The organism is Pseudomonas sp. Q1 (assembly GCF_009935975.1).
GTDB classification, from domain to species: domain Bacteria; phylum Pseudomonadota; class Gammaproteobacteria; order Pseudomonadales; family Pseudomonadaceae; genus Aquipseudomonas; species Aquipseudomonas palleroniana.
In genome coordinates this window covers 1-730 of record NZ_QODI01000055.1, presented here as the reverse complement: position 1 = coordinate 730, position 730 = coordinate 1, and the positions used below count along the sequence as shown (strand labels likewise).

At 49.0% G+C, this 730-nt stretch carries 1 protein-coding gene; it reads left to right on the top strand.

The annotated features are described in order from the left end of the window. Positions 1-197: 197 nt before the first annotated feature. On the top strand, positions 198-730 hold a 533-nt coding region (locus tag DK870_RS29090; RefSeq protein ID WP_305988321.1), incomplete at its 3' end, for a hypothetical protein.

The window sequence follows — 730 nt, the reverse complement described above, 5'->3', positions numbered from 1 at the left end:
CCGTGCCAACAAGAGGACGCATTGACATTGTTACTGAAAGTCTACTTGTTCTGCCTGAAGGAGTTGAAAGGATCTTCGCCCAGAGTTGGTTATTTTGTCCAAAGGGGAGTGTCCTTTCAGAAGATGTGTCTCTGACATTTCCAGCAAATGTGGTTCTGGGATCTGCCAAATGCTCTGTTTCAGTCCTTGGGGACATAATGGGTCGTGCGCTAAATAATCTTGATGGCTTGCTACAGATGCCATCTGGCTGTGGAGAACAAAATATGATAACTCTTGCTCCCAATATCTACATCCTGCAGTACCTGGAAGGCACTGCGCAGCTCACCCCAACCATCCGACAGACTGCCACTGGTTACCTTCAGAGCGGATACCAAGGACAGCTAAACTACAGGCACAGTGATGGTTCATACAGCACATTTGGCTACGATGCATCCAATACATGGTTGACCACCTTCGTCATGAGGTCTTTCGGCCTAGCAAGGCGTTTCATCTTCATTGATCCCAGTGTCCTCCAGAGTGCACAGGATTGGTTGATCAGCAAGCAGGGTTCAGATGGCTGTTTCATGCAAGAGGGAACCCTGTACCATATTGACATGAAGGGTGGTGTTGGTGATAATGTGACCATGACTGGCTACGTTGTTGCATCACTCCTTGAAATGGGCGTCCTTGTCACGGATCCGGTCATCACCAATGCTCTGTCTTGCTTGAGGCCTGTCGTTGGGAACCTGGG